The sequence below is a fragment of the Streptomyces sp. NPDC048392 genome, assembly GCF_043200575.1.
Taxonomy (GTDB): domain Bacteria; phylum Actinomycetota; class Actinomycetes; order Streptomycetales; family Streptomycetaceae; genus Streptomyces.
The window spans coordinates 1-24,264 of record NZ_JBICYB010000045.1 but is presented as its reverse complement, the minus strand read 5'-3'; the positions used below and the strand labels follow the sequence as shown (position 1 = coordinate 24,264).

At 64.3% G+C, this 24,264-nt stretch carries 14 protein-coding genes; 2 read left to right on the top strand and 12 right to left on the bottom strand.

The window, feature by feature from the left end:
- Window positions 1–33: 33 nt before the first annotated feature.
- The 8 genes from dpdD to dpdE are packed head-to-tail and all read right to left on the bottom strand — an operon-like array spanning window position 34 to window position 17,715.
- Window positions 34–2,073: a protein DpdD gene (gene dpdD, locus ACGFYH_RS33445; RefSeq protein ID WP_393806927.1), complete on the bottom strand. Its 2,040-nt coding sequence runs from the start codon at window positions 2,071–2,073 to the stop codon at window positions 34–36.
- On the bottom strand, window positions 2,070–2,588 hold the full coding sequence (dpdK, locus tag ACGFYH_RS33440; RefSeq protein WP_393806926.1) for a phospholipase D-like domain-containing protein DpdK: 519 nt from the start codon (window positions 2,586–2,588) through the stop codon (window positions 2,070–2,072). Before dpdK ends, dpdD begins: the two co-directional genes overlap by 4 nt.
- Window positions 2,585–7,087 carry a protein DpdJ gene (dpdJ, locus tag ACGFYH_RS33435; protein ID WP_393806925.1) on the bottom strand — a complete coding sequence of 1,501 codons (4,503 nt, stop codon included), beginning with the start codon at window positions 7,085–7,087 and terminating at the stop codon, window positions 2,585–2,587. Before dpdJ ends, dpdK begins: the two co-directional genes overlap by 4 nt.
- Window positions 7,084–7,770, bottom strand: coding sequence for a hypothetical protein (locus tag ACGFYH_RS33430; protein WP_393806924.1), 687 nt, complete (start codon window positions 7,768–7,770; stop codon window positions 7,084–7,086). Before ACGFYH_RS33430 ends, dpdJ begins: the two co-directional genes overlap by 4 nt.
- Window positions 7,767–10,862: a protein DpdH gene (dpdH, locus tag ACGFYH_RS33425; RefSeq protein ID WP_393806923.1), complete on the bottom strand. Its 3,096-nt coding sequence runs from the start codon at window positions 10,860–10,862 to the stop codon at window positions 7,767–7,769. Before dpdH ends, ACGFYH_RS33430 begins: the two co-directional genes overlap by 4 nt.
- The gene (gene dpdG / locus ACGFYH_RS33420) at window positions 10,855–11,787 is read right to left on the bottom strand and encodes a protein DpdG (RefSeq protein WP_393806922.1); all 933 of its coding nucleotides are present in this window, start codon (window positions 11,785–11,787) and stop codon (window positions 10,855–10,857) included. The genes dpdH and dpdG overlap by 8 nt, the downstream gene beginning before the upstream one ends.
- On the bottom strand, window positions 11,787–14,390 hold the full coding sequence (gene dpdF, locus ACGFYH_RS33415) for a protein DpdF (RefSeq protein ID WP_393806921.1): 2,604 nt from the start codon (window positions 14,388–14,390) through the stop codon (window positions 11,787–11,789). Before dpdF ends, dpdG begins: the two co-directional genes overlap by 1 nt.
- On the bottom strand, window positions 14,380–17,715 hold the full coding sequence (gene dpdE / locus ACGFYH_RS33410) for a protein DpdE (RefSeq protein ID WP_393806920.1): 3,336 nt from the start codon (window positions 17,713–17,715) through the stop codon (window positions 14,380–14,382). Before dpdE ends, dpdF begins: the two co-directional genes overlap by 11 nt.
- Before the next feature lie 447 nt (window positions 17,716–18,162).
- Between dpdE and ACGFYH_RS33405 the strand changes: the two genes are divergently transcribed.
- Both ACGFYH_RS33405 and ACGFYH_RS33400 read left to right on the top strand, forming a co-directional pair.
- Entirely contained in the window at window positions 18,163–18,696 is a 534-nt protein-coding gene (locus tag ACGFYH_RS33405; protein ID WP_362758283.1) for a VUT family protein, read from the top strand.
- 63 nt (window positions 18,697–18,759) lie between these two features.
- Window positions 18,760–19,302 carry a hypothetical protein gene (locus ACGFYH_RS33400; RefSeq protein ID WP_393806919.1) on the top strand — a complete coding sequence of 181 codons (543 nt, stop codon included), beginning with the start codon at window positions 18,760–18,762 and terminating at the stop codon, window positions 19,300–19,302.
- Here ACGFYH_RS33400 and ACGFYH_RS33395 read toward each other — a convergent pair.
- From ACGFYH_RS33395 to ACGFYH_RS33380, 4 genes are all read right to left on the bottom strand, one after another.
- Window positions 19,292–21,061 (bottom strand): hypothetical protein, encoded by a 1,770-nt coding sequence (locus ACGFYH_RS33395; RefSeq protein WP_393806918.1) that lies wholly within the window; start codon window positions 21,059–21,061, stop codon window positions 19,292–19,294. The two genes, ACGFYH_RS33400 and ACGFYH_RS33395, sit on opposite strands and share 11 nt — an antisense overlap.
- Before the next feature lie 224 nt (window positions 21,062–21,285).
- The gene (locus tag ACGFYH_RS33390; protein ID WP_393806917.1) at window positions 21,286–22,824 is read right to left on the bottom strand and encodes a terminase large subunit domain-containing protein; all 1,539 of its coding nucleotides are present in this window, start codon (window positions 22,822–22,824) and stop codon (window positions 21,286–21,288) included.
- Window positions 22,811–23,362, bottom strand: a complete 552-nt coding sequence (locus ACGFYH_RS33385; protein WP_393806916.1) for a hypothetical protein — start codon at window positions 23,360–23,362, stop codon at window positions 22,811–22,813. The genes ACGFYH_RS33390 and ACGFYH_RS33385 overlap by 14 nt, the downstream gene beginning before the upstream one ends.
- A 199-nt stretch (window positions 23,363–23,561) precedes the next feature.
- Complete coding sequence (locus ACGFYH_RS33380) at window positions 23,562–24,098, bottom strand: isochorismatase family protein (protein WP_393806939.1); 537 nt, start codon at window positions 24,096–24,098, stop codon at window positions 23,562–23,564.
- Between the last annotated feature and the right edge of the window lie 166 nt (window positions 24,099–24,264).

Below are 24,264 nucleotides of genomic sequence, written 5' to 3'. Positions count from 1 at the left end.
CTCCTTGGACAGGCCAGGGAGACCACCACTGCGTTAGCGGTCTACTGCAGCCGAGCGAAGACCGGTCACTGCTGCTCGCAGCATGGATGCCGATCCGCTGCCGTCTGCGTAGTGGATGCGTTCGGTACGGGCGTGCTGCGTAATGAAGCCGGTCGCAGCGTGCTTCGCGCAGCGCGTTGCGATAACGACCAGATCAGCGGAGCGTGCTTTCTGCCGAAGCTGGGGACTGCCGACGTGGTCGCTGGCCTTTGTGGTGTCCACTGCGGGGGCAAGCTGCTTGATCTCCTCGGCGCAGCGCGTGAGCACAGCGTCGTCCAGGGAGTAGAGCAGCACTTTCATGGGCGGCAGGTCTGAGAGCGAGAGCTCACGTTCATCGTCGTCGGAGCCGACCCGGTCCTGCCAAGAGAAGTCGACACTGAGTTCCCTTGAGAGACGCTTGGCGAATGCCAAGTCGGCTTCGTTGAGCCGTCCTTGATGTCGCCAGAGAGGCTCCAGCAGGTTGTATGCGAGTTTGCTGCGCGCGTTCAGGTCCGGGCATGCGACCAAGAACAGCCGGTCGACGAAGTCCAGCGCAGTTGATGCCCGCTCAGGTGAGACCCATCGACTGCTGTAGGCGCCGATCTCGTCGAGAAGTTCGGCGTAGGTGTGCGCCGAAGGGCCAGTTCGGAGTGCGATCTCTGTGAGGGCCTGGAGCGCGGCGAGGTCGCCGGGGCCGAACCGGTCGAAGGCGACTGCGTTCCGAATGAATGCATGGGCGGTTAGACCTGCGGGAGCTACATATCCGTCGGCGTCAATGAACGCTCCAACCGCTCGCCAGGCCTCCTCAGCAGCTTGATTCTCCAGCCCGTCCAGGAATTTGGCGAGGGACGCGTCATGGACTGCGGGTGGAGCCCACGCAGTCCAACTGCGCTGTTCAACTGCCGACTTTCCTGCACGGCTGCCCGCGGCTACGGCCGCGAGGAAGGCCGGCCAGGAGTCGATCGTCGGAATCTTTTTCGACACATCGTCTTCAGGAACTTGGGGCACGGGCTCTGCCACGACGGGAGGTGCTTCCTCGCCGACGCCTTCAGCAAGAACGCGTTGAGCGTCCTCCCAGACCAGCGGGGATAGTTCGCCGATGCGATCTGCGTTCCGAACGGCTTTCACGAGACGACGCAGAGCAGGCAGGTCCTCAAGGACGGTGGCCGCCAGCAGAAGAACAGCGACGGCCTGTGCACCGAGCCTGCCCGCATCGGTATTTAGCAGGGCAGGGACGAAGCGGCCTCGTTCTTGGAGTTTCGCCCGTGCCGATGAGAGGTCGCCCTCTGCGAGAGGCTCCTCCAGCGCCGCGTACACAGCGGTCAAGATTGCTTCCTTGACCGGAAGGGGAGGGTCCTGCCGGATGGCGTCAGGCAGTTCAGGGAGTTGGAGAATCTCCTCACTGCGGCCGAGCCGGTCAAGCCGCTTGATCCTCAGGTTCGCGAGGTTGGCTGCGGTGACACCACCAGCCGCCGCTAGGTGCTCAAGGACCACGTTCGAGGCGGCCTCAGCGCCCGCGGAGAGCGACGCGTCGAACTCGGCGAGAAGCCGGCCGATCGGTTTGGCCACGCGCCACATCCTGGGAGGACGCCGAGCCTCGGTCCTCTGCATCAACTCCAGGGCCCCGGCCAGGTTCCGGCGGTGCTCAAGCGTGCGCCCCGTCTCCAGACGGAAAGTGGTCCGCTCACCAGCGAAATCGCGGATGGCCTGCTCGATGGGATCATCAGGGTCCAGCCAGGCGGGCTGGATCCCAACCTGCTCGTCATACGCGATGTACGTCGGGCCAGCGAAAGCGCGGATCAACTCGGCTGTTTTGGCACGCTCACCAGGTTCCCGGGCAATGACGTACACGACGAAACGATCACGGTCCGTATAGACGCGCGGAAGGACTACGGGTGCGTCGTCGCCGCGTCGAATGGCTTCGACGAACGGCAGCGTGCGGTCCTTGTAGCGGTAGTCCGGATCGAGATTCGGCCAGACGCCGTTTCCTGGGCCGAAGAATCGGTGCAAGAACCCTTCGAGGGCCTCTCGCTGCTGATTCTGGGTCTGTGTCACGAGCCACTCCTCCACCGCTGAGCCAGGTCCAGCCGCGCCTGACCGGCATCTGGCCCGCCCACCTTGTAGGTGACCAACTCATCGTTCTTCGCCATACCGCGCACCGTGTAGTTCATCGACCCGGTGAGAATCCATTCCTGCCCGCACAGCGTCTTCTCGTGGACATCGGGGTCGCGCTGGACATGCACTCGGTCCAGTTCTGGGGCCTCGATCCGACGCAGGAACGCATCGTTGTGAGGGTCCGGGCGCGTGACCACGTGGATGTGGGCCCCGGCTCCAGCGATGCGTAGAAGGGCGTCTGAGAGCCGCCAACTGCTGGGCGGGACGTCGCCAAAGAAGGCGTCGTAGGTGCCGTGGCTGTTGTCGATGACCTGCACATCCGTGATCCACGGCGAGACCAACCACAAGTCGTGGCTCGGGCTGAGCATCTCTGCCATCAGCGCCGCAGACAGCATCGAGTCGATGCGCAGCCCTGTACGTGCACCTGTGCGCACGGTTCTGGTCAGATCCTTCACTGGGTTGCCTCCCGCAACTCCACCCGTACACGGAGCTCATCTCGATGCCTGGTGTAGCCACGGACCTCCCCGTGGACGCGCAGGACATCCCGGTCCACCGGCAGCGCCGGCACGCGGACCAGGGCTTCCGCCAGGGCCTGCGACTCGCCTGCTGGGCAGACGAGCTCTGCGGCACCGTTGTCGGTCATGGCCTTCTGATAGGCAAGGACCCAGTCGCTCGCTGTGACGTCCACCTCGGGCAGACGGTCGTTGTGAGCCTCGCGCACGAGGAGTCGATCCAGTACTGGGGTGTCGGCATAGGGCTGGTAGTGCTGGAGGTCCTGCGTACGAGCCTGTCGTCCGCGAGGCCAAAGCATGCTGAAGGCCTGGTCGGCTGTCAGCCGCTTGTTCCCGCCGACGTTCAGTTGCTTGTCGCCGACCGCGAAGGCAATGACGTTCGCGTCGACCTCAACACCGAGCCTCTGCTCCAGTCCCGCCCACGCGTCCACCATGGTGAGAGCCTGCGCGTCAGTGCCGGGTCCGGACCCTGGCCGAAGAAGGCGGGTCGACAACGCTGAGACCGCAGTGACACGCGGACGGCCGTCCAACTGTTCCCACGCGGATAGGAGAGTGTTCAGAGCCTCCTGGGCCGCGTCGGCATCCTCGGCTCCTCGCAGTGCGCGCATGGCTTCTGCGGCATCTCCCCCCGGCTCGTCGGACAGGTGACGGAGCAACTGGGTGAGCGTGGCGTCTACATACTCGTAGTCGCTTGGGGCCAACGCACTGGTGACAAGCCCCCAGAAGCGGCGAGGGTCTTCCCCGTAGAAGCGCACCAGGCTTTCTACAACACCCAGTCCCCCTACAGAGGTTTCACTGAGCCACACGACAGAAGGGTCGCTGCTGGTGGCACCAGGCGCCACGTCGACGATCAAGTCCCCGTCCTGTGAGTCGGGGCAGGCTCGCTGCGCGGCGGCGAGGATCGCCGCGGCCACCGTGTCGCGATAGGCGCGCTGAGCGAGGTCCTCAGTCCGGGCAGCAATATCCGGGTCGACGAGGTGTTCGGCCGCACGGTCAACGGCGGCGAGAACCCGTGCGTCGCGCAGCAAGTCCGTGAGCCCTTGAACCAGTCGCGCATTCTCGACAGCGTGGTCGGGGTCGCTGTTGTCGCGGTAGAGGACGCTCAGGATGCGAGGCAGCTCCCCGGTCCACGCTCCGTTAGCGAGTGCTGCTCGGATCTCCCCAGGAGTACGAGATCCCTTGAGGCCTTCGAGCGCGAAGGCGGTGAGATAGACCTGGCTGAGCCACGCACGCTGGAACTTGTTCGCGACGTCCTCGAGAGCAGGATCCTCGGCGAAGGTGTACGAGAACGCGAGTGACCGCCACTGCGGAGACGACAGGTACTCCCTGACCACAGCTTCCGAGGTGTTCAGGGGCCTGAGCAGGATCTGTGCAGCGTCGACACCTAGCCGGAAGCCGAGCGCAGCTGGCCTGCCGTGTAGTTCGTAGTAGACCTTGCGTGTCTCGACTTCTCCGCGTTCGAGCGCCACCTGACAATCGGCGCCGATGGTCATGCGCCGCATCTCGATGGGATTGCCGGCAGCGTGTGTGGCGAAGCGGACGGCCTGCACGCGCTCGTACCAGAGAGACGGGTTAGGAATGTCGGCCGGGGCTGGAGGCGCCTCCTCGGACACAACGATTTGAGTACCCCAAATGGGGAGACCCTGTGATCGGTCGGAGATTTCCTTGCCTGGCTGCTCCAGTTTCAACTGTGTGGGCCGGAAGACCTGAAGTCCCTCCGGTCCATGCCCATCGGGATACCAGGTTCCCTCGGGATCAGCGTGCTGCACGATCTGGGGGAGTGGCAGAGTGCTGCTGCCGGCGGGTGGAACTGGGAGCCACGTGCGGTGCTCATCACGGCGGTGCCCGAACCGTCGGCTGACGCGCCCCGGTACGGCCTCGCGTAGCGCCCTGGCGATCGGCAGTTGCTCCAACGTGTCGTTCGTATTGAACGGCAGGAGCAGCTCGACCTCCGGCAGATTCAGCGGATCGAAGAGTGAGCGCGTAATGAACTCGGGGAGGAGCGAGCCTTCCTTCGCGCCCGGATCGATGCGCTGGAATGACCAGTCGCTGCGCAGGCGCCGCAGCGCCGTGGGAACGACAGACAGCAGGAGTGATCGGGGCTGCTCCCACAGCAGCGCCTGTACCTCGTCTGCGCTGACCTGCAGAGCTCTCCCCAGGTGCTGGGCAAGCTCGTCCTGCAGATCGGGCTTGTCGAGGATCGCCTGCAGCAGGGATGCCAGCATGTCGTGGCCCGGCCGGTCCTCGTTGCGCACGGCATGGCCTGCGGGCGCCTTGAGGATCTTTCGGGGGTTGGCCCACAGTTTCTTGGAACGGAGCTTCCGGCTTGCCCAGTCCAACAGGGCCTGGGTGGCTTGGATCTTGAGTACGAAGCGGTTGCCGATCGGCAGGCTTCGTGCAGGCACCTGAGGCGCGAACAGGGTCTCGTACGCCTGGTATGCGAGTCGGTCCCGTCCGTAGTCCGAGAGGGTAACCACGGTCATTGGCCTGGTGCCGCGTTCTCGGCCAGCGCGCCCTCGGCGCTGGATGAACGCTGCGGCGTCACGGGGCGCTTTGTGCTGGAGTACCAGGCCCACTCGTGGGTCGTTGAAGCCGACTTCTAGGGAGGCCGTCGCTACGGTCAGGTTCGCGTCGTGGTCGACCCCGACGTCCTGAGAGGACGTACGGCCAACATGCAGGTGGTGCAGTTGCAGGGTGGGGTCGAGGTCATGCCCGATCTTCTCGGCAATGTCCCACGACTGACCGTCCAGGTAGCGCGCAGCATGCTCGTCACGTTCAGAGGAACGCAGGCCCGCAAGCACGGGCCTGCGGCCGTTACGGCGGCCGGCGCGGTTCTGCCCGCCTTCCGCATCGCGGAGATCGTTGTAGAAGCGGTTGGTGACGTCCAGATCGTCCGTGAACAGGAAGCCCGTAGAGCCGTACAGATATTGCCTCTTGTCCAGGTCGAGCAAGCGGCCATGGAGCATGGCCGTTTGGATCGACGTAGACAGCAAGCTTGTTCCCGACACTGGGTCGCCGCGGAGTGCCACGGCGTACTCACGCCCCTCGAACGTCATGTCCTCGTCGGCCGGTTCAATCGGGTCGACATCGACCGGACGCAGACCGACGAGTTGAGCGAAGAACTTGTCCGCGTCACGAAGAGTCGCGGAGAGACCGACGAACGTCATGGGACGGCGGGCTGCCTCACGCCAGCGGCGCAACAGCAGTGCCACCTGCGCGCCGTGAAGCCCGCTATAGGTGTGGACCTCATCGAGGAGCACGAGGGAGGGAGCAGAGTCGCTGCCACGCCAGCCGAGCAACCACTCCAGATAGCTGTCCCCGCTACAGAGGTTCAGCATCTCCGTCGTGGTGAACAGCAAATCCGGAGGGTTCTTCTTGAGGGATTCCCGGGTGAGAGCAAGACGCCCGTCCTTCAGGACGTAGCCGCACCTGGTGCAGTTCAGTTGCTCGCGGCCACGCTGGCGGTCCTCGTCTGTCCACTGGAGCTCCCCAGTGCCGCAGTCAGGGATGGGGCATGGCAGAAACGGGCACACGACGCCCCGGGGAGTGCGCTTCCAGGCAGTGGCGTGACGTGAGTTCGGTTCCAGCCTCTGATCCCGAGCATTCCATGGGGTATCACCGTAGAGCGCACCGACTCGGATAGGACGTCGCCTGCTCTCGTGCAACGCCTGCTCGATGTCGTCAACAGACCGGATCGACTCTCGCAGTTGGTCGCGGAGGAGTTCCTTGCGCGGATAGAGCGCCAGTGTGTGAACGCGCTTTGCCACCCCAGGGCGCGCGTGTTCCGCCATCGCTGCGAAGGCCGGCAGGTAGAACGAGAGCGTCTTACCGCTACCCGTACCAGCTCCGACGATGATCCCCTTGGACCGCTCAGAGCTGAGCGAGGCGAATACGGAACGGGTGGCATCCAACTGGAAGCGTGCCAGTTCGCGGCCCTGCAATTGGGCTGATGCTACGTGTTCTTGTACCTCACCCCAACGCGGAAGCTGTGCGAGGACGCGGAGTGCTTCGGATGCCGGGATGTTTCGGCGCGGGTAGCGTCGCGGAGCTACGTGCAGCCGATAGTCAGCGACGAGGCGCCGCTGATGCTGCCACCAACCCTGCCGCTCCTCCTGCGCCCACCCACCTCGGGCAAAGAGCTGCCGAAGACCCGTCGTGAGCCTGAGCGACTCCGCCAGCCGGGTGCGATACCGCGGCGGCGACGTCACAGGCACCGGCACCTCGAACAGCAAGGCATGGAGCAGGAACTCTTCCAGCACAGAATCAGCGGACATGCCGGCCGGGGCATCCTCGTGACTCTGCAAGAGACTATCGATGGTCTCTATCACCTCGGCTTGGGAGAGCGCAGTCTCTGTGACGCCCCAGGACAGCAGCGGCAGTTCGCGGTTTTCCAGGTGATTCAGGAGTTCGTTCGCAAAGCGAACGCCGAGTTGCTCTGTCACGCTCCGGTCCTCTGCAGGGTGATGTGGATGTCCATCTCGAACTGGCGCAGCAGCGCAATGTCGCCATCTGTGATGTCGCGGAGCGTGGGGCTGGGGCGCTTCTCCAGCAACTTCAGAAGTTCCAACAGTTCGCTGGGGGGATCACTCTTGTCCTGGAGGGACTCCGCGAGAAGGGCGTACGTGCTGGTGAAGAGGGTGACGTCCGACTTGGACAGGGTCTTGGTTGCCACCGCCTGTCGGAGTTCCTTCTCCCGGTTGCGCGCGGCCTCGCGTTCGTCGCGCGAGAGCATGGGGATCCGGGCCAGGGGAAGGTCGGCGACCTGTGCCGTAGCCCAGCCGACCCATGCCGTGCTGCTATGACCCTTGAGCTTGCCCGAGAGATCCTGGACTTTCTTCCTAGCCGTGTTGAAAACCGTGTCACTGGGAAGCCCGTTAAGGGCCTTCCGCTCAAACGCCGTGCGCGCGGTGTCGACGCCTGAAAGATCCGGCTTGTGTGCCGCTCCCAACGCCGCAAGCGTATGGCTCAACTCCACTTGGGCTCTGAGCTCGGTTAGCGCCGCGCGGAGTTCCTTCGAGCGGCTCAGAACGCGAGCGGCTTCCTTTTCCCCGACAGCACCTGCAGCGATCTGGCGGGCACGGTTCTGCAGTTGTACGGCCTTGTCGTACACAGACAAGTTGGTCACCAGTCCTCCCTGTCGTCTTCGGCGGACGGGACAGCCGTGAGTGCCTGCCACTCCACACAGATTTGCCCGACGTCTTCCGCGGCACTGTCACCTGCGGAGCCACTAGACCGTGAATCGGCGCTGGCGAGAGCAGCGTCCAGCCATTCGTCGCTTGCAACGAGTAGTTGCTGAATCGCCCTGAGCGAGTCGCCGCGTTCCTCGACGGCGGCGATCACGCGGGCGTTGTGGCGCGAGGTAGCATCGCGTGTTTCGTCGGCTGCCTTGGCCAAGTCGTCCTCGAGCGCCGAGATGGTTTGCCACGTTGCGCCCTGTCCGCGCTGCAGGAGAGTCTCAAATTGGCGTGTCTGCTCAGCTGTCAGAGGTAGTCCAACCTCGCGGGCCGCGTTGAGCGCATCGCGCATCGCGGCCATGGCCTGGACGCCGGTTGTGCCTCGGGGGTGACGCTCCCGGATCGAGGCGAGCAACTCCTCGTGGCGGGTGAGTTGCTCCTCGACCAGGGACGGCCAGGATGCAAATCCGGCAACCGCTGGCCGAACCCACTTCGGGAGTTCCGCTACTTCAATGTCCCAACTCCACGAGGATGTTGCCTTGTCGAGCAATGGGAGCACCCGTGCGGCATCGATCATGTTCACACCGCCGATGCCTTGCGCGATGCCAACGGAATACCGGAGTTGTTTCACGAGTTCTGGTCGTGCCTTGAGATGGCTCCCAAGCACGTCTATCCACTTCACAGTGCGCATCGGCTGGTCCCCGCGACGCCACTCTTGGCCATCGTCCAGGGCAGCCGTAACGAGTTGAGCCGTGGGCATTCCCGGTCGTGCTCGGCCTGCCAGCGCCGCTCCAAGCAAAGATGCCCGGAATCCGATGACCAGGTGGTCGTCAGAGAATTCCATGTGCCGCTGCAACCGTGCGGTGAGGTCGGGCTGGTGCTTGTCTGCCAGCGTGGCCAACCTGCGAATGTCCTCAGCCCGTGCTGGCAGATTTCGTTCTGCCCTCAACAGGCTGTCGAAGAACCAACTGTCCTTGGGGCGGCGGGAGAACGTGATGGGCGCGTTCTCGATCCCGGGCAGGTTCTCCTTTGCGCCCTCGATTGACACGACCGTTGCCTTGGACGGCCAGGCTGCCCTCCGAATGTCGGTAACGGCCTGCTCCCGCATCAGTGGAGAGTTCCAGAGGTATCGCTGCACGACAGCCGTTGAAACGGTGCTTCGGATCCGATTGGCGGTTGCTGTGTCCAGCCCGCCATCACGGGTAAGCCACTCGTCAACCGTCTCCAGCATTCGCTGGACTCCTGCGGGGAGTTCGTCTCGCTTGACCGGGGTGGTGGCTTCTGGCTTCGATGCGCTGGTGCCTGCCTGCTCCGGACCAAGCGCCGGGGTGGGCCGGCCAGCGTGATGGCCGCCGTCTAGTGGCTCTAGTGAGAAGGCATCCAGAATGGTGGGGTGAAGGTTGTTAGCGTGCTCGGGAGCATCTCCCCAGAACTCGAGCACGAGATTACGTCGCTCCAGCGAGACAGGGTCGTGATCGTTCTCCGCCACGAAGTTTCGTACGTCACGGCTGAGGGGCTTGTCGACCTTGGTCGGTCGGAACCGCTGCCGGAAATCTGGATCAGGGAACTCACCTTGACGAATGGCGCCAGAGTGTTCCTTCAACACTGGCCGCAGGACACTCCCCAGCACGGTGCGTGGGTTGAAGGACCAGGGCTTCTCCTGTGGGGCGGTCGAATGAACCGCCCGCACTAGAGCAGACTCGTTGAACGGGTATAGACCGTAGCCGTCTGCGGTCGCTCCGAAGGCCTCATGGCACTCTGCCTGTAGGGGGCATGTTGCGCACTTGTTGGGGATTTCGTCCTTGGCGCGCTCCAACGCTTCGCGGCCGACGCGTCCAGCGTTCAAGTAGCGACCAGCGAACGAGGCGATCTCTGAGCGCCCCGGCTCCTCTGCGCTGAAAGGGACATCCAAGTGGTAGACGTAGCCGGTGGCTGCCTGTACGCGGGTCAAGGCCGTCTCTGGCAAGGACTGGAAGTATCCCGTGGTCACGGCCATGAGGCTGCGAATAGGGGCGAGAGTCGTCTTCCCCTCACGGTTGGCGGCTTCTACCACGGCGTCAAGGAGATCCCGTTGAACGCCTTGGATCAGTGCGAAGTCCTCGATCAGGAGAATGATCTCTTTGCCCTGTCGGTGGTACTCCTCCCGTACCTGTTTCATGGCATCAAGGAGCCGGCCAGCACCTAGGTTGGCAGCACTCTTGATGGCGGCTTCAAGATGGCTATTGAGTAGGTCTACCGCGATGGCTTGAAGGTCGCCTCGGGTACTGATGGTGCCGAGCAGTCTCTGGGCCATGCCCGACGCGGACTGGATGTCGCGAATGTCGAGTGGGAGGTCACTGACGCTGAAGCCTTCGGGACGGTCCGTCTGCCCGGCCTGACGATTATGAATGAGCTGATGGGCCAGTTCAGGTACGAACTTTCCCGGTGTGAGCAACTCGGCGCGGACGTGGGGGTCGAGGAGGAGAGCGGCCAGCTTGCCAGGGCCGACGAGCATGCGGGCCAGTGGCCGCGACTCTGTATTGGGCGAGGTTGCTTCGAGTGCTTCGCTCAACTCGTTGAGGATGCGCCTCGCCAGGGACTCTTCGTCGATGTCGTCAGTGAACCTGTTGATGTCTTCTTTCAGTTGAGCCAGGTCACTGCTCTCTGCCTTCGCGATGAGAGTGCTGATAACCGCCTTGAGGCTAGTCTTGGACTTCTCGAGGTAGATGACCTCGCGCTCGTCAGCCCCTTCGTCCATCGACGCGAGTTGCTCGCGGACCCATCGGACAAGGTGCGATTTGCCCGAGCCTGAATCACCAACGACCGGCATGAGCAGGGCGCCGCTGTCCGGGCGGAGCGCCAGGAAGTCTTCGAGTACTTCCCGCTCGCCGATCGGGTCACCTTCGAGGAGGAGTTCCCTCTCATCCATGATCCGGGCTCGCTTGATGCGCAGCGGGGCATGGGTGGCCAGGAAGACTTCCCTAGATGGGCTGACCGCCTCGGTGTTGATCGTGGAGGACGCCACTGCTGGCTCCCAGCAGAGCATTCCGCGGAAGTCAGCCATGGTCGGCCTCCAAGATAGTGATATCGCTGACGGGGCGAGGGCTGGCTGGCCGATCTGGATCGTGCACGTGAAGGATCTGCCGGGCGTCATCGTCGTGGTCCAGACGGATCCATTTCTCATCGTCGCCGCGGAGCAACGCAAAGGAGAGAGCAGTGCCTGCCACGTTCTCGCCAGGAGTGGGGATCCCGACCGCGAGCGAATGCACGCCCCCCGGCAGCACCGGCAGGTTCTCGCGCAGAACCTGCAATGCCTCAACGGCATTGATGCGCTGCCCTGGTTGCCATAGACCGTTCACCGTCTGCTTCACGGCCACGGTGCAGTCGGGGACCAGTGGACTGCCGCCATCAGTGCGAAAAAGCGGGGCAGCTGCGAGGCCCAGAGCGGGCGCCCAATAGCCAAAACGGGTCCACCGTGTGCCGTTCGCGAAGAGGGGAAGAACCTCCGGCCGTAGGAACTTTCGATCCTTTCCATCCGGTTTATCCACGAGGTCCTGCGCGGTGAGCCAATCTACTGCGGGCTCCATCGGATCGTGCATTAGGAACCAGGCAAGCGCACGTGTCAAGTCGCGGGGGCCGGTCCTCTCGTTATCAGCCCCCAACTCCCTGTTGTATTCGGCATCGAGGACCGCTCGGCGCAGGATGCAGGTGTAAGCAACAAGGTCATCGTTGCCTGCTAGATCCCTGGCCTTGCCAGCTAGGGACAACTCCTTGCTTTCCTTATCGACGTGCACCAACCCCAAGTCTTGGAGGGAACTGAGTGCACTGTCGAAAGGAGGTCTTGGCTTCGCCTCGTCTGCTCGCAGAGGCGGAGGACTCAGCAACGCCCGCGCATCATCAAGGGCGATGCTCTTCCCGAAGTAGGTGAGGAGACGCACCACAGCCCATGTCTGTGAGGGAATGGCTGCCTCTACGTTCAGGAGCGTCATCAGAGTTCCTCCAAGGCGCGGCGGAGCGACAGGTTTGCCGGATGGACATCCACGAGCGGCGTACCCCGACGGTCTGGGTGATGCATAGTCCGAGGATGGATCAAGTAAGTGGGTACATCCCACGCGAAGCGCGTCGCCACCTCAGGTCCCATAGACGCTGTGTTGGGGTCCATCATCCAGATGACCGGCCCACGCCAGCTCTCCAGTAGTGCCCCGTCACCATCAACGATCACGGTACGGGTCCGCGCTGTTGTCTGCAGCTGGCCCATAAGGCGGCCGTCCATGCCTGGCCCTCCGACCACGGCCGCTCCGCGGCGAACCAGACTCTCCACCAAACGGGCAGCCAGGACGTGATCGCCGGCATCCTGCCACCACAGGCTCAAACAGTGGCGATCTCCGAAGTACTCGACCAGAGGTAGGCGCCTGTGGTTCTCGGTCGCTGGCAGCAGAGGGCGTGGCTCCCCGGCAAGCCGGTAGAAGCCACTGGGCGTCGGTTCGGATTTGGCCCGGCAGTGGGGGCAGCCTCGGCAGGTGATCCCCGTACGGCGATACCCTCCGCTGTGCGGGATGCGATAGTACGCCCCCAGCACATCGCCGATGCATTGATTGCCTCTCAGAGCAGCCTTGAGTTCGCGCAGTGCCGATGCTCGGCCATGCAGCAGCTTTTGCCGCTCATCTTCAAAGCGGGCGTAGAAGTGCTCTTTACTTCTGGCCTGAGAGTCAAGGAGCTCAATCTCCGCATAATCATTGGCCGTTGTGTAGTACTGCTCTAGTCGCGCCCTCCAATCAACCTCGGACTCATCCACCATCTTTGTCGGCCGCTGTGGTGGATGGACGGCCACGAGCCCGGCGCGCACCATGAGGTTGAGGACCCGGATATTCCATTGCCGGTTCCGATGGAATCCCTCATTCATGTCCGGAGGGAAGGAATCAAGGCTGACCCGGTGGTGGTCGCCAACCATGGTCCGATCATGGAACATCGCTTCCCACCGCTGCCAAGCGCGAGGGGCACCGATGACCACCTCGTCGCTCATGTAGTCGGCGATCTCTTCGTCCCCGCGTGTAGTAGCTAGATACGCGATTGAGGGGCTGCCGTCACGTCCTGCTCGGCCGACCTCCTGGTAGTAGCGATCCACTGTCTCAGGAAGGCAGGCGTGCACGATCGTCTTGACATCGGCGAGGTCAACGCCAAGGCCGAACGCCGAAGTGCCAACGACGATGTCGTACTGAGTCGCGCTCTTGCTGCCTTCCCCGGTCTTGCCGCTCCAGCCTTCCAAGGCTTGGCGACGCTCAGGTTCGGTGGAGTCACCGGTCACGTGAGCTACTCGGTGCAGTCCATGCGCGTGCAGACGGCTTGCCCACTCCTGAGCATGCTCGACCTTTGTCGTGTAGACGATCATGGGCTTCGGCAGGTACGAGACAGCTTCGAGGATCGCTGCTTCCCGCGCCCCCTCACTGCGGCAGGCGTCGATGTAATAGCTCGGCTCATGGCGAAGCTGGGACGCCCAGACGACCCTCGCCCGTTGCGGAGAAGCGAACAGCAGGTCAAGCGTCTCCACCTGCTGCGCGGTGAGCGTTGCACTCATCGCAACAGTGATGGGCTGCCGGCCCTGCGGGGCCTTGCTGATCCAGATGCGACGGTGACTCGCCATCGTTTGAAACTCGGTGCGGAAGCTGTTGCCCCATTGCTCGACAAGATGTGCCTCGTCGATCACGAAGTACTGGAGCAAGCCTGCCTCGGCCGCGTCCTCCAACGGTTTCTTCAATTTCCCCACGAGCGACTCAGGAGACGTGAACACAAGCCTCTGACGGCCTGTAGCAATGTCCTCCCTCATCTTCTGTTGATCTTCGATCGGGAGGCCGCTGGTGTATGCGTATCGGCCCGTGGGGCTGTGATTACCCTGCTGCTCGACGATCTCGAAGGTGCGTCGCTCCAAATCTGCAGCGAGAACACTCGTGGGGACAACGACCACGGAGACGCCGCTGCCGGTACTCGACAGAAGAGCGGGAGCCATCGCCACCGCGGTCTTTCCGTGCCCGGTGGGAAGGCAGATGATGGTGGTGCTCCCCGGCTCGGCAAGAGCCACAGCCCGAGCGGCTTGCCGTTGCCCAGTCGACACATAGTGACTGTGATGTCCGCCGAGGGCGGCTGTGAAGAACGGATCGGCTGGATACGACTCCAGTTTGCGATGGTGTGGCGAGTCCGCACCGAGGTGGATCTGGCGAAGATCCTCTTGAGCCGCGCGACGAGACGCGTCGCCGGAGACCGGCGGATGCCATGGCAAGGCCGTCACATACAGATGCGAGCCGCCGTTGCGCAGCCCAGTCTGGCAGCGAATCTCCTCCCACTGCTCGCGAGTAGGCAAGCGCGGCAGGAGCGGCACCGTGAATCCGGTTGTGTTCTCTCGGGCTTGCGCTTCGAGGAGGATCTGTCGAGTCAGTGAGGCGATGTCGCGCCACCCGCTTGACTCGTCAGCCAAGGCGTCACGGAGCCTGCGGAGTGTTCCCCTCGCATCGGGAACCTCAGGAAGTTGCCGAAGATCACGGTGCTCTGACAGATGCTTGAAGAGCGAGTTGGCACCGGTCCAAGCGTCAGTCGCCACGACGGACCCTCCTGAGCCCCGTCTTCAGCAGACACGTTGCGGATACGAGTTGAACGCTCGGATTGCTCAGTCCCTGCACCAACGCCTCAGTGATGGCGACGTCGACGAGATAGCCCTCTCCGTCCCCTAGAAGCCGACCAGCTGCTTGGCGAGCTTCCGCTTGCGCTCTCATCACGGTGAGGCGCTCCCGGCCCTGCTGTTGGGCCTGGTCGCACTTGTCGGCCAGATTGGTTACGCGTCGGAGCTCCGCTCGGGCGACGGTTTCCGCGTCACGTGCAGATGCTGCGTAGCCGGGCTGCCCGTCGAACAGGTTCATCAACTCGTGGATGTTTCCAGGGTTGTAATTGTGATCCGTAGCGCCGTAGGGGGCATCGAGCCAGGCCTGGGTGGCTTCGTCGGTCAGGGCCTCGGCGGCCCCAGCCGGCACCCAGACCTTCAGCGTGAAAGACGGGAGAAGCTGCTCAGCCTGGCGCCTCAATGCCGCCTCCGCGTCGCGGGCATTCCGCACGAGCGGCAGTGCCAGTGTGAGCGCCGAGGAAATATCGGCTTCGACGAGATAGTCGAAGCCGAAGTAGGGCTCCGGCTCCCCGCGGTAGCTGGCATCAGCGCGCCAGAAGGCTGTCGCCTGCCCGCGGTCGTCGTACCACACGACGTTCGCGAGCGTGTCGACGAGTGGGCTCCCAATGCGGAACAGACGAGTGCCGGGAGCCTTCAGCGCCTCGGACCGGCTAAATGTGCCCTTGGCAGTCTCCGCTGTGAGGCTCTTGCGGTGGTAGAGATGCGGGGAGATGAGGGTGCGCGATCTGATGTCGAATACCTCGCACATAACGTCATTCAACTTGCGCTCGGTGTGGCGGAGTTTGATTCCGTGCGAGCCATCTCGTCCGGTGTACCCGAGCATGGCTGCACGGGTGGCACCCCAGCCGGCTTCGAACGTTGCGAGTTGCTCGGCGAAGTCAATGTCTTGGGGGGAGGTGTCAAAGATCGACTCGAGAGTGTCCATCTTGTCGATTTCGCGGCGGGCCTTGTCTAGCTGCTTCTGGACGGTCTCGGTGAAATCGACCAGTCCATCTGGCCCGTGCTCAAGTGCTTGCGCCCAGACATCAGCAAGTCCCTGAGCGATGGCGTCCTGCAGCGTGGATACCGACTCGTTCTCGGTAAAGATGCGGTACCCATTGATGAGCAACGACAGCCATGCCTCGGTGTGGGCTTCGGCGTCCGTGAGTACGAACTGGTTCGGTTTCTGGCGCTGCTCGCGGGATTCGACGTAGCGGTCTGTGCGACCGATGCGCTGCTCGAGTTGGTTGGGCGACCACGGTAGCCGCACGTGGATCACCCTCTGGGCAACCTGGAGGTTCAGGCCGTCCTCCGCGGAGTCGTCCGCGATGAGAACCGCAGCCTCTTCCTTGGTGGTGTGCTGTCGCCATGCCGCGATGGCATCTTCAGACGCTTCGGGCCCGGCGCTACGAGTATGCTCGAAGAAGGCGACCTTGGGGAATCGTGCGCGAAGGCGTTGGGTGAGTCTCGATGCGAGTGTGCCTGGGCCGCAGAACGTGATGGTGCGTCCGCGCCTACTCAGGGCCGGCAGGAGGGCGGTGATGAGGTCGTCGATTTCGGCGGCGTTGTGACTGTCTGTGATCTGCGATTCGAGGCTTTGCAGGCTCTTGAACTCGTGAGGCGCCACTGGTGGGTTCGCGAGGTGGTTCCGCTCGCGGGGGCTCAGGCCGGCACGCTGTGCGGCTTCTTCGTCGCGATGGACCCGCCATCGAAGTGCGTCGAGATAGTCGGCGGATGTGCCACCGAGTCGGGAAGCGAGCACGGCTAGCGCGAGGCCGTAGGAGTCGCGCTCGCTCTCAAGGCCCTCATCGAGGAGGTACCCCCACAACTGGGTCTGCCACTCCAAGAGGTTGTCCACGGCTGGGTCATACGACTCGGCCGTCAGCCGTGTCGGCTCGGTGCGGCCGCGCACTTCGTATGCGGCTGCGGCTGATTCATCGTTGTCGTTCAGTACACGTGACCTGCGGTGCCTGATGACGCGGCGATGCAGCCGATAGGTCTCGCTGATGTGTGCCCGGAGTTCCGTGACCCGTGCTGTGAGTTCTTGCAACTCTGTCCCATCGCGGAGGTCGCCCTCGATGTCTAGGAGGTCGAGCACGTGGGCTGCAAGGTCGTTGAAGTGGGTGTCTTCCTGGGGCAGCAGCGCCTTGATGATGTCGATCGTGGACGGCAGCAGCGGGTGGAAGTCTGCGTTGAGACTAAGGACGTGGTCTGCCAACTCGGCCCGGTGGTTGTACCGCTGCTCGAACGCCTCCCGCTCGCTCCACTTGTACACGTCGGCATCAAGCAGGTGCAGGAGCCCCAGGTGCGTGGTGTGGCTGGATGTGACTGGTGTGGCGGACAGCAGCAGGAGCTTTGACGCGGAGTGGGCCAGATCGCACAGTGCACGGTAGGTCGGGTCCGTGTTATCGCGATCTTGGACTAGTTGGTGGGCTTCGTCGACTACGACAAGATCACTACCGTGGTGCCGCTCCCAGAGTTCGGGGGTGTCGTGCGAGATGATCTTTACGCGCGGACGGAAGTCATCGGTGAAGAACTTCGTGCGCAACTCGGCCAACCACTGGAGACGCAGGGAATCAGGGACGAGGAAGACGACGCGTGCCTGCGGGTTATCAATCAGGGTCTGCAGTCCCACGTACCCGGCCTCGATCGTCTTGCCGAGCCCAACTTCGTCGGCGAGGAGATACCGCTGGACCGGGTCCGAAAGCACGGTCAGTGCGGCGCGAACCTGGTGCGGGTAGATCTCGGCGGCGGCCGCCAGGAGGGCCGGGGTGCTGGCGCTGGCAGCGCGCTGCGCGACCAGGTTGTGCAGCATGGGGATGCGTGCGTTGTAGAGATGCCCGGATTCGTTGCCGCCAACAACTAGGACCTGGAGGGGGTCGCGTACTGGCTTGTTCCAGCGCACCCGGAGGTCGGCCTCATAGACCAGATCGTCCAGCTCGGAGTTGGGGTATCGCACGGAATAGTCGTGCGGGGCAGGGGCCCGGCCCACAACGCGGCCAGCCTTCCACTCGCCGGTGCTGCGGTCGTAGTGGAAGACGCGGGTCTCAGGTTCGAGGCGTACGTGTCGGCAAGCTATCGCGGGAACGGTCTGGGGCTCGATCGCGGGCTCGGCCATGGACTCGAAGAAGTCCACGCGCAGCGAGCCGTCGGTGATCGCGCCCACCCGTCCGATTCCAGGGCTTCCCTGGAACTCGACGAGGTGTCCGACTGCGAAGCCCGAAGCCATCTTCTGGTCGCCCCCACCTGCTCGTATGACAATGCTCATGAGCCTAAACGGAGGCACTGACAACAACGTCAAAGATGGCAGACTTGGATTCGCATAAGCATTCGAGAATGGCCGTGAGGCGCCGCGCTAGCCGGCCAGTTGATGTATGGCATAACAGTGCAGGCTCGCTCAAAACGGGCAGATAGAAGGTGTGAGGAACCCGGGGCTGCACGCGACGATGGCTGAAACCCTCCATGCTCTTGGCTGAACTCGGCCCTCGCGCCGAGGCCGACGAGTCCGCTGACCGCTCCCACAAGGTCTCGATCTAGACGATCCCGGCCGTCTGGCCCAGCCCGAGCCGAAACCGGAGAGAGGCGCTGACCTGCAGCTTGTCAATTCTCTCGGCAAGTGTCAGTGGCGTGAGTTGTACTGTCTGGGCGCCTCCCGCCTTCGTTCCGCTCAACGCAGGCCGGCGAGTTCCTGCCACACCAAGACAGAAAGAAGATCGTGAAGGTCCCCGCTCCAGCCGGTATAGCCACGCTCGTCGCCTACATCGCCACCATCCCGGCCGCCAACCTGGCCGTCACGCACATCGGGGCCCTACCTGTCGGCTTCGGCTATGACGCCCCAGCCGGCGTCTACATGGTCGGCTTGGCCCTCGTGCTCCGCGACCTCGCCCGTGAGGCCGCGGGCCGCAAGGCAATCCTCGCGGCGATCGCCGTCGGCACCGTCGTCTCCTACTTCCTCGCCGACCCGGCCCTGGCCTTCGCGTCAGCCGCTGCGTTCGTCGTCGCCGAACTGATGGACTTCGCCGTTTACGAGCCGCTCCGCACACGAGGGCTCCTTGTCGCCATGCTCGCCTCGAACGCGGTAGGCCTAATCGCCGACAGCCTGATCTTCCTCAGGATGGCCTTCGGCTCCTTCGACTACCTGCCCGGGCAGATCCTCGGAAAGGCCTGGATGACCCTCGGCGCTGTCGCGGTCCTTGCGCTCCTGCGTCGCCGGAAGAACGCCACCGCAGAAGCCTTGCCCCGCGCGTAACACAGCGAGATCGACAACTATGGACGGTTCGTTACCCTTTGACCAGACGATCATGGGGGGACCGTGGGCAACCTGCAGAACAAGAAGCTGATCATCAGTGTCGGCGCCGTGTGCGCCGCCACACTGGCCTCGGGCGGCTGGTGGATGATCTCCAAGGGGGACTCCACCAGCACCTGGGACCGCTCTCTCACCTACGCCGAGCAGACGACGGTCCCTGTCGACGGCGGCCGCATCGAGGTCGCCTACCAATCCGTAGATAAAGCGTCGTCGAACATCCCGGACTATGGGGACCGCACGTACACGCCGCACGTCTCGGTGACGGCATACAACGATTCCACCGAGGCGAAGACGTACACGATCAGATTCGACGTGTCGCGGGCGGGTGCCCCTGTGCGTACCAGCAGTAATGCCATAACTCTGTCTCGGGTGCAGCCCGACAGCAGGAGCCGCGGCCAGTACGAAATCACCCAGAGGGAACGCAGTGGGGAGCCCGGGGCGTCGGAGCAGGAGACATACGTCGACAGTCCGACGGGCAAGGACTTCACTCTGGAGATACGAGAGGTTAAGTCAGAGAAGTACTACACGGAATCCGGATCTACTCGCTGACATCACCCGCCTCCGCCTCGGCTGCAGCCGAGGCGATGGGCTTCGGCTTGGTCTTCGCCTGGGACTGTCGCCCGGCTCTGATCCGTTCGACTTCCTGACGGGCGTCCTCGATGGGGTATCCGGCGTCTTGCAGCATGCGGATGCCAGTCTCAAGCGAGAGGACGCCCGCGGTGACGCCGCGCACCACCTCTTCCAAGATGGCCGTCCGATCGGTGGGGGTGTGCGGGCCGAACACGATGTGAGCAGACAGCGGAGTCCCTGCAGCCCAGCCCTCGGCACGGCCGGCCTGGTGAATCCGCTGCACCATCTTCAACAGCAGCGCGTACTTGTGGGCCCGCGCGAGCCGCATGGAGTCGACTAGAGAGTCGAGAGGACCGAGAGACAGCTGGAGGGCGTATCCGCTGGGCACGTCGGAAGGATCGACGGTGCCCAAGCTGACGGCTGGAAGGCGGGCGTTGACCGCGGCTCTGTCCCGTACTTCCTCAACACGGGCACGAAGTTCGGCGAGTTGGTGCGAGGTGTCAAGCACATCCATGCGGCCGCCATCGGCGAGCGCGAAGATCGTCCCAGGCTCGACCGCAAGCGGCTTGGGCCTGCCGGTTACACGGTCGACCTCGGGGCGCGCGCCAGCCAGGCCGATGATGGGTGCGCCCGTGGTGGCGGAGGCACGCGCGGAGTCCGTGTCGGACTCCGCCAGTTCATCGAGGGCCTGCATGACCTTCGCGAGCATCGGCTGCCCAAAATGCTCACCGTCAGACACCGTGTTGCTGATATGGACGATCGGGACGAAGTCCAGTCGCAGATCCAGCCGGTGTAGAACCTCCCCGTCCCCACGGGTACGGAAGCGGGCCTTGTCCAGCGGCAACTCGTCCAGAGACTGGCCGTGCCGCAGATCGTCCAAGAACCACTCAGCATCGGTCAGATAGCACGTAACGGCCGACGTCTGCCCAGATGCCCAGGGGTACGTCCGCTCGATCCTGCCGGAGCCAGGGTTGTAGCGATCGCCGCGCTCCACGACGAGCCCTCCTGGCCCATCGTCGAATGGCTGCCGTATGCCCTGCCCATCTGCTCCTTCATGACTGCGTGTGGACGGTGTGATGGGGCCGAGCTCGTACGTGATCCGCCGAAGTCGCGCCTTCATTCCCCTCTTGGGGTCTTCAGGGAGCTCCCAGGCCAGGTGTACGCGCTGCGGATAGTCGCCCGGGTCGGCATCGTCCTCGATCACGGGGAAGTAGAAGCCAGGGTCGTACGTTTTGAGGCGGACTCGCTGCTTGTCCGGATCCCAGGCCAGGAGATACAGGCCGTCTCCGAGGAGCACGGCCTTGCGCTCGGCGGCCTGCATGCGCAGCGGGAGCAGCTCGGCCTCCGCCCACGTTCGCAGGCGCTGCTGCACTTCCGCGGCTGCCACAGCCTCGGGCGCTGGGGTGTCGTCGGTGGCGTGCTCGGCGCCGGGCACGATGATCTGCTGGGACTTGCCCAGCAAGTGTGCGAGTGCCGTGTCGACGAACGTCGACGCATCACCGAACTCCCGCCGTTCGGAGGCTGCTTCGTTGCCTGTGAGAGCGGCGAGCTCGCCGGCCTGGTTGTTGTCGTAGGCCGCCATGAGCTTGTACGCGGCGAGACGCCGAACTGCTTCATCGGGCAGCCACGTCGCGTGGAGCTCAGGAGCCAGAGATCGGTGAGGCCGTCCGTCGTGCGCGGCGGACATGATCGGCTTGTAGTTGAGCCACGACCAGGCGTCGGTCAGGAAGGTGCGCAAGCCCACAGGGTTGAGGTCCGTAATGTCGGCCCCGCGCCTCCTTCACCCTAGGTGATCGAGAACCTGCGTCGGTCGGATCGCCCGGGGCGCAGTACTTCCTCAAGACCCGCCTCGGTATCGAGGCCGTTGCGGAGCCCTTCCAGCAGTGGGCGGTGATGCTCGCCCAGAACCTGCTGCCTGCGGTGGGGTGCTGGAGTGAACTCCCCGATGCGACCTTTTTGTGTTCATCGCCGACCCGACAGGCGATTGTCGCCGTACGGGGTCAGAGTGCTACCGGCCTCGCTGGGGGTGGCGAGTTGTGTGAGGGCGTGGACAGCGGCGTCCATGCGGTCCGGCGAGTCCATGCCGGCGACCCACGTCACCATCTGCTGCTCCAGCGCAGACCATTCACCGACATGGTGCACGCGACCCTGCTCGTAGAGCTGCGCGATCGGCTCCGCTCGAAGTCGCTTGCCCTGCTTTGCAGTCACCGGCAGTACCGCGGGCATCAGCATGCCCTCCGTGCGCTGTTCACGCTGCAGTCCCTGCCACGCCTGGTGGAGGATCTGCGTGCTCATGTCGCCGCCGAAGTTTGACTCGACCACGATGGCGTCGGCCCGCAACTCGATGGCCAGCAAGCACGCTTCGCGGCCCCAGGCGTCCGCGCCGCGATTGCCCGAGCGGTCGTCCAGGACGTAAAGGTGTCCGTCGCGATCGGACGCTGCTGCGACGATGCCCGTCTCGTCGCCGACGGCAGACTCTCCGCCTGCCGGGTCGACAGCGACGACGATGCGGGCCAGGTCGATGCCGCGCAGCTGTGCTGCGCTGGTCCGGTTCTCGGTGATCCACGGCCACTGCCACACGCCGCCGTCCTGTGGGCGCGGCTGCTGCATGTACAGCGACCACCACACGCGTTCGCCGACCGAGCGGCGGATCTCGGCGAGTGCGTCGGTGTCATACCGCTCAGGCCACAGCGGTGCACCGATCGCACGGCTGAGGGCGTCATCCTCAGACAGGGCGAGAGCCGGGAGGTCAATGACCGTCCACCGGTCGCCCTCGTCCGCCAGGACACGGCCGGCGAGGTCGTCCTCGTCCCAGCGCGTTTGAATCAGGATCACTGAGCCGCCCGGCTCGATGCGGGTCAGGAGGACGGCCTGCCACCACTCCCACAGGCGCTTACGCATCGTGGGCGAGGACGCTTCCTGAGCGTCCTTGATCGGGTCGTCGACGACGGCGAGGTGGGCGCCCTTGCCGGTGAGGCCGCCGCCGACTCCGGCCATGACGGCGCCGCCCTCGGTGCCGGCGAGGTCGAATCGGTTCGCCGCGCTGGAGCCGGGGCGCAGGCTGACGCCGAGCTGCGGGCCGTAGGTGAGGATTGCGTCGCGGATCCACCGACCGTGGTCGTCAGCGAGGTCGGAGGAGTAGGAGGCGATCATCACCCGGTGCTCCGGGCGCCGCCTCAAGTACCAGAGGGGTGCCCACCTCGCGGCCCTGCGGCTTTTTCCGTGCCGAGGCGGCATGGTCAGCAGCAGCCGAGTCGGCTTTCCGGCCGCGACCTGCTCGAAGGCAGCGTCGATCAGCCCCAGGTGGGGGGCCTGCATCTCCCGACCGTCGGTGAGCACGGAGGCCATCGCGCCCGGCGAACGGTCCATCGCCAGCTCGCGCTCGATCCGCACAAGCCGAGCCCGCAGTTCAGGGGTTGAGGCTGCGGCTATCTCACGGCGTCGCTGCGCGGGAAGCGACCGGTAGAGCTGGAGGACCGCGGCCTCGTCAGCCCTTGCCATCCTCGCCCGCATCGCCCCCGGCAAGGGTGATCAGCCGCTCTAGTTCGTCCAGGCCCGCTGTCTCCACTTGGACCGCGGCGCCGTCCGGGCCGGACAGTTCGGTGCGGGCAGGTCGGTCCAGGCCGAGGAGGCGGCTGCTGCGCTCGATGATCCGTACCGCTCGGTCCACGGCCTGGTAGTCGCCGTTACGGATCGCGGCGCGGTAGACGCCGAAGAAGAGTCGCTCGAGTCGCTCCACCATGAGCTGACGCAGCTCATCGGTGTTGGTGTCCAGAGCAGTGGTGCGCTCGACGAGGGCCTTGGAGACGTCCTTGCAGGCGAGCTCGATCAGCCGCTTGTCGGTGGGAGGCTCCAGCCCGCGTTTGTACTTGTCGATGCCATACCCCTGCGGGTAGGCGATGCCGTCTGTGTTGATCGCAGGGTCGGCGGCCAGCTTGCGGCCAATGGTCAGCCAGTCGACGCCGGCGAGTTTGAGATCGATAGCGTCAGCGCGGCGCTGGGTGATGGCAGCCCGGGTGGCGCGGTTGGGGCGGCCCATGACACAACTCCCTGGGCCCCGCGCCTACTGTCCATGATCCCTGACTCAGCCGCGAACCACGCTGACCTGCGCGTTCACAAAATCACGATCCTAGACACAGGGACACCCGCATCGACAGGAGCGGCGGCGGCGCTCCAAAACGCACTACCCGGCCGCACGCTGTGTCGGCCGAGGACGACGGCAGACCTTCCAGGGGCTCTCACCCCTTGAACAAGTCGAGCACATCCAGGGTGGGACGCACGTCGCCAAACGTTCTGTAGACGGTGTGCAGCGTGGCGTTGTGATCCTGATCGCGACCTGCCGCGTTCGCGTCTGCCACCATGATGACCCGGAAACCGAGCGTGCTGGCATCACGGGCCGACGACTCGCAGCACACGTTGGTGACAGTGCCGGTGATCAGGACCGTATCCACGTCGCGCTGCTCCAACAGCTCAGGAAGGCGGCAGCGGCCAGGGAAGAACGCGCTGGGCGCGGACTTCTCCACCAACAAGTCTTCGCGGTGGACCAAGAAGTCTTGCCAGAGACGGTCGGCCAGAGGCCCGGTGCCACCAGAAGTGCGGAAGAGTTCGGCAATCTCCGGGCCGAAGAACTCGTCGCCCACCGCCGTACGCTCAACCGCCGCCGGCAGCACCCAGGCGACCGTGCCGCCCGCTGCTCGAAGGCTGTCCGCGAGGCGGCTGATGTTCGGCACGATGCCTCGGCAGTACGGATTCTGCGAGACGAAGAACGGCACCATGTCGATCACCGCCAAGGCGGTGCGGGCTGGGTCAAGGTGCGTGAACGCGAACCGGCGGCCGCGACGTTCCTGGGTCTTGTCCCCGATGAGTGGACACCTGTTCGTTTCGTTATGCGGCAAATGTCAGGGGAGCTGACTGCTGTTCGTAGGCGATCGGTGCCTGCTG

Coding starts and splice junctions, on each gene's coding strand:
- dpdE (WP_393806920.1), bottom strand. CDS start 17,715: ATGAGCATTGTCATACGAGCAGGTGGGGGCGACCAGAAGATGGCTTCG.
- ACGFYH_RS33380 (WP_393806939.1), bottom strand. CDS start 24,098: ATGGTGCCGTTCTTCGTCTCGCAGAATCCGTACTGCCGAGGCATCGTG.
- ACGFYH_RS33385 (WP_393806916.1), bottom strand. CDS start 23,362: ATGGGCCGCCCCAACCGCGCCACCCGGGCTGCCATCACCCAGCGCCGC.
- ACGFYH_RS33390 (WP_393806917.1), bottom strand. CDS start 22,824: ATGGCAAGGGCTGACGAGGCCGCGGTCCTCCAGCTCTACCGGTCGCTT.
- dpdG (WP_393806922.1), bottom strand. CDS start 11,787: ATGACGCTCCTGAACGTAGAGGCAGCCATTCCCTCACAGACATGGGCT.
- dpdH (WP_393806923.1), bottom strand. CDS start 10,862: ATGGCTGACTTCCGCGGAATGCTCTGCTGGGAGCCAGCAGTGGCGTCC.